We start from the raw sequence: 10628 nt of genomic DNA, 5'->3' as shown, positions 1-10628 counted from the left end.
TTTTTCCTGGTCAGCACGGTGGACAACGTCATCAAACCCTTCATCATCAGCCGTGGTGCCAGCCTGCCCTTTGCCATCGTGTTCCTGGGGGTGCTGGGTGGCGTGCTGGCCTTCGGCGTGATCGGCGCCTTCCTCGGGCCCACCTTGCTGGCCGTGGGTTACCGTCTGCTGCTGGAATGGACCGGCGAACCACCGGCCGCGGCCACCGATCAGACGGTCAAGTGATGGGCATTGCCGGCACGGCGGCCATGACGTGGCTGTTTGTGCTCGGCACGCTCCAGTGTTGAATGCGACTCAACCTAGCGCCTGCAACACCCCGCCCCCTGGCAGTTCACGCATGCGCTTGATATCGCGCTGCGGCGGTGCGCCAAAGTGGCGACTGTACTCGCGGTTGAACTGCGAGACGCTTTCGTAACCCACGCGCGCGGCGGTGCTGCTGGCGTCCAGCGCCTGCGTCAGCATGAGTTGGCGCGCCTCCTGCAGGCGCAACTGCTTCTGGTACTGCAGCGGGCTCATGCCCGTGAGGTGGCGGAAGTGCGCCCGGAAGGTTGAAGGGCTCATGTGCGCGCGCTCGGCCAGCTCGTCCATCAGCACGTCGTGGCTGAAGTGGGTCTTGAGCCAGGCGATGGCCTGGGCCACCTGGTGGCTCGGTGTGCCCGCCGCGATCAGCTGCCGCAGATAAGGACCATGCGGCCCCGTCAGCAGACGCACCATGATCTCCTGCTGGATCAGCGGCGCCAGCCGCGCAATATGTTGCGGCTCCTGCAGCAGCCGCACCAGGCGGATCACCGCATCCAGCAGCGGCTCCTCCAGCGGGCCCAGTGACATGCCGCGTGCCACCTGCTCACGCGGCAGCGGTGGCAGTTCCATGTCGGCAGCCAGTTGCACCAAGGCCCGCGCATCCAGCGTGAGCAGCATGCCGAGGAAAGGCCGGGCCATGTCGGCCTGGATCACCTGCGAGACCACGGGCAGGTCCACCGTCGCCAGCAGTGACTCGCCGGGCCCGTAGGTCAGCACCTGGTCGGCTTGCGTGACCTGCTTGCCGCCCTGCGCAACCACGGCCAGCCCCAGGGCATAGATGCAGGCCAGCGGCTCGGTGCGGCCGCTGCGCCGGGCCATCAGCAGCTGGGGGATGGCTGTCTGGTAATCGCCGTCGTTTTGGGCAATCCGGCCGATTTCCTGCGCCAAGGTGTCTATGGTCATGGTGAAACTTTCAAAGGCTCGTGATCCAGGCGGCCGTCACTCTGTCACAGAGGAAATACCCGTGCACAACATCATGGCTTGGACTGTACCTCCCCCGGTTTCCCTTTGCCTGTTCTGGATGATGGTCGATCAGAAAAGGCAAAAAATAGATTGAAAACGGCAAGCCAGCAGCCAGACGAAGACCGACACTTCCGGCACTGATCGACCTTTACCGCAGGAGCTTCGTCCCACCATGAGCACTCTCCACGTCAACGGCCGCGAGCACGCGGTCAACCTCGACCCATCCACCCCCATCCTCTGGACCCTGCGTGACACGCTGGGCATGACGGGCACCAAGTTCGGCTGCGGCGCGGCGCTCTGCGGCGCCTGCACCGTGCACCTGGACGGCCAGGCCATCCGCTCCTGCGTCACGCCCATCTCGGCAGCCCAGGGCGCCAAGATCACCACCATCGAAGCCGTCACCGACGGCAAGGACCGCGTGGGTGCTGCCGTGCACGCCGCCTGGGTCAAGCACGACGTGGCGCAATGCGGCTACTGCCAAAGCGGCCAGATCATGAGCGCCACCGCCTTCCTCAAATCCCTGCCGCGCGGCAAACAGCCCAGCGCTGCAGAAATCGACACCGCCATGGCCGGCAACATTTGCCGCTGTGGTACCTATGCCCGCATCCGCGCCGCCGTGGCCGATGCTGCCAAAGCCCTTGCCTGAAGGAGCACCCCATGCTGCCCAACACCCTCGCCCAAGAAATGCCGCGCGCCCTGCAACACCTGCTGGCCCGCGAAGAACAGACCGACATGACCACCCTGCCGCGCCGCAGCTTCCTCAAGCTCGCCGGTGCCGGCGGCCTGGCCCTGGGCCTCTACCCAAGCCTGGCCAGTGCTCAGGCACCCGCTGCAGCCGGCCTCAAGCCCTTTGAACAACCCACGGCCTTTGTGCAGATCGCCGCCAATGGTGACGTCACCGTCACCATCAACCGCCTGGAGTTCGGCCAGGGCGTGCAGACCGCCCTGCCCATGATCCTGGCCGAAGAGCTGGACGCCGACTGGGCCAAGGTGCGCAGCAAGCACGGCAGCAACAACCCCGCGTATGCCGATCCGCTCTTTGGCATGCACCTCACGGGCGGCTCCACCGCCATCAAGCACAGCTACACGCAGTACCGCGAACTCGGCGCCCGCGCCCGCGCCATGCTGCTGACCGCCGCCGCCGCACGCTGGAACGTGGACGTCAAAACCCTGCGCACGCAAGCCGGTTGGGTGCTCGGCTCCGGCGGCCGTAAAGCCAGCTACGGTGAACTGGCCGAAGCCGCCATGAGCCAGCCCGTGCCCGAGAAGGTCACCCTCAAGAACCCCAAGGACTTCCGCATCATCGGCAAGCCCACCACGCGCCTGGACGCCAAGGCCAAGAGCAGTGGCCGCCAGAACTTCGGCATCGACGTGCAGCTGCCGGGCCAGCTCACCGCCGTGATTGCGCGCCCACCGGTCTTCGGCGCCAAGATTGCCTCGCTGGAGGACGGCGCCGCTCGTGCTGTGCCCGGCGTCAAGACCGTGCTGCGTGTGCCGCTGGACCGCGGTGCCGAGGGCGTGGCCGTGGTTGCCGAAGGTTACTGGCAAGCCAAGCTGGGACGCGACGCACTCAAGCTGCAGTGGGACACCAGCGGCGTCGAGAAGGTCGACAGCGAGAAACAACTCGCCCAGTACCGCGAACTCGCAGGCCAGGCCGGCCCGCGCCACTTCGACGCCGACATGGCCCCCTTGGCGAACGCCCCGCACACTCTCGAAGCCGAGTTCGTCTTCCCCTACCTGGCCCACGCGCCCATGGAGCCGCTGAACTGCACGGTGCAGATCGGTGACAACGGCGCCGAGCTCTGGGTCGGTTCGCAGATGCCGGGCCTGGACGGCATGGCTGCGGCGCGTGTACTGGGCTTCAAGCCCGAGCAGATCAAGGTGAATGTGCAGACCGCCGGTGGCGGCTTCGGCCGCCGCGCCATCGCTACCAGTGACTACGTGGTGGAGGCCTGCACCATTGCCAAGGCCACTCGTGCCGCTGGCTTCAACGTGCCCGTGCGCACGCTCTGGAGCCGCGAAGACGACATCAAGGGCGGCTACTACCGTCCCATGCACCTGCACCGCGCGCGCATCGGCTTTAATGCGCAGGGCCAGGTGCTGGCCTGGGACCATACCCTGGTGGGCCAGTCCATCATCTCGGGAACTTTCTTCGAAGGCATGATGGTCAAGAACGGCATCGACGCCACCGCCATCGAAGGCATGCGCGAGCCCTACCCTCTGCCGATGCGCCTCACCGTGCACCACCCCAAGCAGAACGTGCCTGTGCTCTGGTGGCGCAGCGTGGGCTCCACGCACACCGCCTACGTGATGGAAACGCTGATCGACGAGATCGCGCGTGCGACGAAGCAGGACCCGGTGGCCTACCGCATGAAGCTCATCGGCGACAAGCACCCGCGCCATCGCGCCGCACTGCAGCTCGCCGTGGAGAAAAGCAGCTACGGCAAGAAAGCGCTGCCGCAGGGCCGAGCCTGGGGTGTGGCCGTGCATGAATCGTTCAGCACCGTGGTGGCCTATGTGGTCGAGGCCTCGGTGAAGGAGGGCAAGCCCGTGCTGCACCGCGTGACGGCCGGCGTGCACTGCAATCTGGCCGTGAACCCGCGCACGGTGGAAGCACAGATCCAGGGCGCGGCCCTCATGGGCCTGGCCACCTGCCTGCCGGGTGCGGCCATCACGCTCAAGGACGGCGAGGTGCAGCAGAGCAACTTCGGCGACTACGCCGTGCCGCGCATCACCGACATGCCGCAGATCACCGTGCATGTGGTGCCCAGCGCCGATGCGCCCACCGGCATGGGTGAGCCTGGCCTGCCCCCGCTGGCCCCGGCCTTCGCCAATGCCATTGCACGCCTGACCGGCAAGACGCCGCGCGAGCTGCCCTTCAAGCTGGCCTGAGCCCATGGAGGATCTCGACACCCTGGTCCTGCGCACCGCGCAGCGCTGGTGGACCGAGGGGCAGGCCGTGGTGCTCGTCACTGTGGCCCGCACCTGGGGTTCCTCACCACGCCCACCCGGCTCGCTCATGGCCATCAACGGCCGCGGCGAGACCGTTGGCTCGGTCTCGGGCGGCTGCATCGAGGACGACCTGATCCACCGCATCCGCGAAGGTGGCGTGGAGGCGGCCCTCACCGGCGCCGCGCCCACTGTGCTGCGCTATGGCATCTCGGCCGACCAGGCCCACCGCTTCGGCCTACCCTGCGGCGGCACGGTGGAGCTGGTGTTGGAGCGTGTGGCCCCCCAAAGCCGCCTGGACGAACTGCTGCGGGCTTGCGAACAACGCCAGAGCACCGAGCGCGTATTGAGTTTGAAGACCGGCAACGTCACCCTGCGCCCCGGCCGGCGCGACGGGGTGCCTCAACTGGACGATGACACACTGACCACGTACCAGGGCCCGCAGGCGCGCCTCATCGTCATTGGTGCGGGCGACCTCTCACGCTTCCTGAGCCAGATGGCGCTGAGCCTGGGCTTTGAAGTGTTCGTCTGCGACCCGCGCGAGGAACACCGCGCCAGCTGGAACCTGCCCGGTGTAACCCTCACGCACGAGATGCCGGATGACCTGATCCTGCGCTTGAAGCCCGACGCGTGCACTGCCGTCGTCGCCCTCACGCACGACCCCAAGCTCGACGACCTGGCACTGATCGACGCGCTGCAGTCCGACGCCTTTTACGTCGGCGCCATCGGCTCGCGCCGTAACAGCGCCACGCGCCGCGAACGGCTGCGGGTGCACTTTGACATGTCGGAAGATGTGCTGGACCGCCTGCACGGCCCGGCCGGGCTTTACATCGCCAGCAAGACGCCGGCGGAAATCGCACTGTCCATCATGGCGGAGGTGGTGGCGGTGAAGAATGGCTTTCGGAAACCTGCGTCCGAGACGGCGTCATCGGGTGAAGGTGTACTTTTCACTGCTTGACCTAGGCCGGAGGGCCGGCATGCGCGCCTGCTTTCCGAAGGGCGCGTGCAAACTCATGAAGAACAGGCGTCGTGCTTGAGTCCGTGCGTCTGGTGAAGAGACCCAGCGGCGGCAAGGCAAGATCCGGCGCCACCATCAGGCGTCGGACGCCACCGCGCGCAATCTCGTCTCGCGCATGCTCCAGACGCACCGCGCACAGCAAGCTGGGATCAAGGCGCAATACCGCCCCCACAGTCACTGAAGACATCGTTTCGATCACCGGCTCCGGGGGCGTGCTTCCCGCATCAAGAAAAGCCGTCATGAACGCCTGGCGGACCAGGGTCTGCCTGGGCGGAGCAACCCACGGTGCCTCGCGTAGGTCTACCCAGCGCAAGCTGCGCCGCCGGAGAAGAGGATTCGAAGGTGCAGCAAGGACACACAGACGGTCTTGCAGCAACACCTCGGATTGCAGGGAAGCCAACAGGTCGCTCGTCAGAATCTCGGAGGTGAGCGCACCGAAAACACAGTCGAGTTCTCCCTCCAGCAGACGCTGGATCAACTCACGAACCCGCCCGTCATGCAGGTGGACGGCCACGCCCGGCAATCGCTTGCGCAACTGCACGACCGCTGCAGGAATGACTGACGTGACGGAGAAAGTGCCAACGCGAAGTACTGCGCTGGCCCCGTTGCGTATGGCTTCCACCTCCTCGCAGACGTGGGAAAGCTCGCCCATCACCACCCGGGCGCGGTGCACGGCAGCCGCTCCGGCGCCTGTGGGCTGAACCCCCTGACGGCTGCGCTCAAACAACCGCACCCCCAAGCCCTCCTCCACCTCCATGAGCATCTTGCTGATGGCGGGCTGGCTGAGGTGCAGCCGGCTTGCGGCGACGCGCATGGTGCCGGACTCGGCGAGCACGACCAGCAACTCCAGATGGCGCAGGCGGAGCCGGCGCAGAAGGTAGTCAAAGCTGTTGCTCATGGCGAATTTCTGTTTTTAGTTCCATCACCAAAACTGATCACGATATCAAGATTATTCAATTTTCAGGAATGTACTACTCATCTATTGTTCGGCCATACACCGGCCTCTCTGGGTCCGGAAAAAAACGAGGAGACACAGACACCATGCCGGCCGCCATCCCGCCCCCGCCTGCCGCGCCTCTTGCAGGCGTCAAGGTCATCGACCTGGGGCAGTACATTGCGGGCCCCGGTGCGGCAATGACGCTGGCGGAGCTCGGTGCCGACGTCATCAAGGTGGAGCCGATCACCGGAGACCAGGCCCGTCACATCGGCCGCTACGGCGAATCGATGGTCCGTGCCTACAACCGCGGCAAGCGCTCGATCGCCATCGACCTCAAGAACGCACTGGGACGCAATATCGTCATGCAGTTGATTGCGCAGGCGGATGTGGTGATCCAGAATCTGCGTCCAGGCGTCGTCGAGAAACTCGGCATCGGACCGGAGACCGTCCGAAAACTCCACCCGCGCCTGATTTATCTGTCGATCTCTGGTTTCAGCGGCCGCGGCCCCTCCCGGGAACGTCCGGGTTACGACATCGCTGCGCAGGCTGAAAGCGGCTTGATGTCGGTGACCGGAGAGCCCGGCCGACTACCTCAGAAGGTGGGCGTGCCCATCGTGGATGCGGCCGCGGCCCAGCTCGGAGCGCAGGCGGTGCTGGCCGCCCTGTACGGCCGGGAAAAGAGCGGCACCGGTGCCACATTGCAGACCTCCCTGCTCGAAGTCGCCATGCATTTGCAGGCAGCGAACTGGGCAGACTACCTGGGCGGCGGCCCCGAGCCTACGCGCGTCGGCGACGGACAGCCACACAACGCACCGGCGGCCGAAGTGGTCCCCACGCGCGACGGCTACATCGTGCTGTCAGCCTATGCCGACGATCACTGGCGACGCTTCTGCCAGGTTGTCGGACGGGAAGAGCTGGCCAGCGATCCGCGATTCGCCAGCAACGACCGGCGCGTGGCCAACCGGACCGACTTGCGCGCCGTGCTGCGGGAGTGCCTCTCCAGTTTCAGCAGCGAGGAATGCGTCCGCCTGCTGTCAGGCAAGCAGATCGTCGCAGGCGCGGTACGCAGCTATGCCCAGGTGCTGGACAGCCCAGACCTGATGGCCAGCGGCCTGGTGGTGGACGCTGTTGCTGCCGACGGCACGCGCTACCGCGCGCTGGGCTTGCCTTACCGCATCGACGACACCCCCCAACCCGCCCCCGCCGCCGCGCCAGCATGTGGCGCCGACAGCGACGCGCTGTTGTCTGAAATCGGCTACCCCTCCCGGGAAATCGCGGAACTCCGACTCGCAGGCATCGTGGCCTGAACACATCTCACCATGACCATCATCAACGACTCCATCGTTCGTCGCGCCTTGATCCAGACCTTGCCTTTGTTCGAGATGATGCGCATGCGCGCCGCCACCACGGCACGGCGCCACCCCACATTCGGGTTCGCATCAGAAAGCCGCGACTCGGCCGTACGCTGGGTCAACCTCTTCACCCACACGCATCGCAAGCTCGGCCCCGACGACCGTGAAGTGGTGAGTCCGAACAACGACACCGTCTACAGCAATGCCTGGCTGGACCTGTCCCAGGGACCGGTCGTGATCGATTCGCCCGACATGGGAGACCGCTACTGGACACTGGGACTGCTGGACGCCTGGACCAACCCCTTTGCGTATGTCGGCCGCCGGACCACCGGCAATCGCCGCCAGAAAACACTGGTGCACGGCCCCCGCTGGCGCGACGGAAATCTGCCAGAAGGCGTGAGCCAGGTGATCGCAGCGCCAGGGGACGACGTGTGGTTGATCGGGCGGGTCCTGGTGGACGATTCGGCAGGCGACGTCGACACCGTGCGTGCGCTGCAGAACCAGCTGCGCCTGTCTCGCCTGGATGGTTCCGACGCCGCCTTTCGCATCGATACCGGCCTGGATGGGAGCAACGCGCAGACGCCTTCCGCCGAACTGTACCTGGAGACACTGAAAGCGGCCCTGCTCCGCAACCCACCACCCGCCGGCGAAACGCTGACCTGGCCGCCTGACGTCCGGACCGTGCAGACCCTGCTGCCCGGGATCTTCGAAGAACTGCGCAAACAGAATCAACCCCGCCAACTGGGCGCCGGCTGGGCGCTGCCGATGGAGGTGCGCACGAGCTGGGGCAGCGACTACCTGACCCGCGCCCGGGTCGCGCGCAATCTGATCGGCGCGCTCGGCATCGAAGAAGCGATGTATCCCACTGCCGAGGTCGACGTCCATGGCCTGGAGCTGAACGGCAGCAAACGCTATGAATTGCGTTTCCCGCCTGGAAACGGACCCCAGGTCGGTGCCTTCTGGTCGCTCACCATGTACCGCCGCAGCGACTGCCTGTTCGTTGCCAATCCGATCGGCCGCTACTCCATTGGCGACCGTACCAGGGGATTGCGCCACGAGGCAGACGGAAGCCTGGTCATCCGTCTGCAGGCCACCGATCCTGGGCCCGACCACAACTGGCTGCCTGCACCCGACGGTGAGGCCTTCTATGTCGTGTTGCGCCTCTACCAACCAAAATCAGTTCACCTGGAGTCCCGCTACAACTATCCCGGCCTGCAGCCACTCGATTGAGTCCGCCATACAAGAAGGAAGAAGGAGACAAACCATGCCTATCAACCGTCGGCGCCTGCTGGGCGCCAGCCTTACAGCCATCCCTTTCACGTCGTTCCCGGCCTGGGCCCAGTCCTGGCCCGCGCGACCGGTCACCCTGGTATCTCCTTACGGCGCGGGTGGGTCGAGCGACCTCCTGACGCGCATCCTCGGCGAATCGCTGGCGGGCCGGATGGGCCAGAGTTTCGTCGTGGAAAACCGTTCCGGCGCGGGGACCCGCATCGCCAACGAATACGTGGCCAGAGCGGCACCGGACGGCTACACCGTGCTGCACGCCGCAGCGCCGATCGCCATCGGCGAGGCCCTGTACCCAAAGCTGCCCTACAACACGAAGAAGGACTTCGCCCCGGTGCTGAGCACCGCGATCGCGCCCCTCTTCCTGATCGTCAATGCCGAAGCGCCGTACAAGACGCTGGCGGAGTTCGTCGCCTACGGCAAGTCCACCCCCAACGGCCTGACGTTCGGCTCGCCCGGCTCCGGTTCGGCACCCCACCTGACCGCAGAGCTGCTGCTGCGCGCCGCCGGCACCAACGGTGTGGTGATCCAGTACCGAGGGGACGCCCCCGCCTACACCGAACTCCTGGCCGGTCGCATCGACGCGACGCTGACTGCGATCTCAACCGCCCTCCCGCATATCCAGGCCGGACGCTTGCGCGTGCTGGGAGTAGCCAACGAGGAGCGCACGCCCCTGTACCCGCAAGCCCCGACCTTGCGCGAATCCGGGTTGCCCTCGGTGGTCGGTTACGGCTGGTATGGACTGATGCTGCCGGCCAGCACACCCGCGGCCATCGTCCGGCGGCTGAACACCGAGGCCAACGCCGCCCTGTCAGACCCGGCCATCCGCAAACGGGTCGAAGCCCTCGGACTGCAGGTCCGCGGCGGCAGCCCGGCCGGGTTCGCGGCCTTCATCGAAGCTGAAACAAAGAAGTGGGCCCAGGTCATCCAGGCCGCCAACATCAAGCCGGAGTAAACGCCCTGGCGCACGCTGAGCCACCAACACGGCCCAGCGGTGCTGCATGTCGGGAGCAAAACGCCGGCCGTACGTCACGGCCAAGGTGCAGGCAGAGAAGAACTGAGTTGGGATAAACCGTCAGGACGGAGGGGTGACTCAGTTGTTGACGTAAGCCACAGGCGAGGACCCAACCGAGGCACTGGCAGAAAAAGGCTGGCGTGTTCTAAAGTCTGCTGTCGACCCGAAGCGATCTCTCGTCAGTCTGAGGAGCGGACACTCAACGCTCGATTTCCGAGGTCGCCCACTGACATCACCACACTATTTTTTTGGGAACAACGAGTTTAGGCCCAATGAAGGGGGAGGAGGTGGTGGGGGTGGAGGATTCGTGAGCAGACCGGCAAGGATCTTTGACGACCACGCCTTATAGGGGTCAGCTATGTACTCCCAGAACTGGGGGGGGAGCCATCCGTTCGAATTGTCTTTAGTTACCTCAACGACGAGAAACCATATTCCCAAGAAGTGTGTTTGAAGGACGGCTGCCAATTCGCTGACCGTAAGCCTTGAAAGGACTATGACTGTGCTTTGATAGGGACTAAGCCACGTATCGATAGCTTTAGAGCTATTGAGTATTTGATGTACGTGCTGATCTGAAAGAGCAGAGTTAAATGTCAAGACATAGGCTTTCATTGGCGCTCCTTGGTAGATGCGTCAGAGAAGGAACTCTCAGATACGTCTTGATCTGGGAATGGGTGACTTGGATTGGAGGTCGCCTCAGGAAGGTTCAGTGACTCCGCTGGAACGGGATAAGGCAGTTCCTTTGACGCGATCATTTGGATCTTTGTCATCTCATATCGGTAGTGCTCGGACTGGAGTCGGTCCGGATCGTTC

General features: G+C 65.0%; 10 protein-coding genes. 7 read left to right on the top strand and 3 right to left on the bottom strand.

Going from position 1 to position 10628, the window contains the following annotated elements; genetic code table 11:
- A partial coding sequence (locus tag CDE01S_RS17325) for an AI-2E family transporter (protein WP_157077184.1) occupies positions 1-225 on the top strand: 225 nt, incomplete at its 5' end.
- 69 nt (positions 226-294) lie between these two features.
- On the opposite strand, the gene CDE01S_RS17320 is transcribed toward CDE01S_RS17325, so the two are convergent.
- Entirely contained in the window at positions 295-1203 is a 909-nt protein-coding gene (locus CDE01S_RS17320) for an AraC family transcriptional regulator (protein WP_066710622.1), read from the bottom strand.
- Between the two features lie 232 nt (positions 1204-1435).
- Between CDE01S_RS17320 and CDE01S_RS17315 the strand changes: the two genes are divergently transcribed.
- From CDE01S_RS17315 to CDE01S_RS17305, 3 genes are read left to right on the top strand one after another with little or no spacing between them, the layout of a single operon-like run.
- Entirely contained in the window at positions 1436-1909 is a 474-nt protein-coding gene (locus CDE01S_RS17315; RefSeq protein ID WP_066710620.1) for a (2Fe-2S)-binding protein, read from the top strand.
- An 11-nt stretch (positions 1910-1920) separates the two neighbouring features.
- Positions 1921-4155: a xanthine dehydrogenase family protein molybdopterin-binding subunit gene (locus tag CDE01S_RS17310; RefSeq protein WP_066710618.1), complete on the top strand. Its 2235-nt coding sequence runs from the start codon at positions 1921-1923 to the stop codon at positions 4153-4155.
- Positions 4156-4159: 4 nt separating this feature from the next.
- On the top strand, positions 4160-5170 hold the full coding sequence (locus CDE01S_RS17305) for an XdhC family protein (protein ID WP_066710617.1): 1011 nt from the start codon (positions 4160-4162) through the stop codon (positions 5168-5170).
- 1 nt (position 5171) lies between these two features.
- Here CDE01S_RS17305 and CDE01S_RS17300 read toward each other — a convergent pair whose 3' ends face one another.
- A complete protein-coding gene (locus tag CDE01S_RS17300; RefSeq protein ID WP_066710615.1) occupies positions 5172-6128 on the bottom strand; it encodes a LysR substrate-binding domain-containing protein in 957 nt (318 codons plus the stop codon).
- A 143-nt stretch (positions 6129-6271) separates the two neighbouring features.
- Here CDE01S_RS17300 and CDE01S_RS17295 point away from each other — a divergent pair, with 143 nt between their 5' ends.
- The 3 genes from CDE01S_RS17295 to CDE01S_RS17285 are packed head-to-tail and all read left to right on the top strand — an operon-like array spanning position 6272 to position 9758.
- Positions 6272-7474 carry a CaiB/BaiF CoA transferase family protein gene (locus CDE01S_RS17295; protein WP_066710612.1) on the top strand — a complete coding sequence of 401 codons (1203 nt, stop codon included), beginning with the start codon at positions 6272-6274 and terminating at the stop codon, positions 7472-7474.
- A gap of 12 nt (positions 7475-7486) precedes the next feature.
- Positions 7487-8749, top strand: coding sequence for a DUF1254 domain-containing protein (locus tag CDE01S_RS17290; protein ID WP_066710605.1), 1263 nt, complete (start codon positions 7487-7489; stop codon positions 8747-8749).
- 34 nt (positions 8750-8783) lie between these two features.
- Complete coding sequence (locus tag CDE01S_RS17285) at positions 8784-9758, top strand: Bug family tripartite tricarboxylate transporter substrate binding protein (RefSeq protein ID WP_066710602.1); 975 nt, start codon at positions 8784-8786, stop codon at positions 9756-9758.
- Between the two features lie 665 nt (positions 9759-10423).
- On the opposite strand, the gene CDE01S_RS18895 is transcribed toward CDE01S_RS17285, so the two are convergent.
- Positions 10424-10628 (bottom strand): hypothetical protein (locus CDE01S_RS18895; protein ID WP_218016542.1); only part of this gene is annotated, 205 nt, incomplete at its 5' end.

It is taken from the genome of Curvibacter delicatus NBRC 14919 (assembly GCF_001592265.1).
Taxonomy (GTDB): domain Bacteria; phylum Pseudomonadota; class Gammaproteobacteria; order Burkholderiales; family Burkholderiaceae_C; genus Hylemonella; species Hylemonella delicata.
The sequence above is the reverse complement of the archived record's forward strand: the minus strand, read 5'-3'. Positions and strand labels throughout refer to the sequence as shown.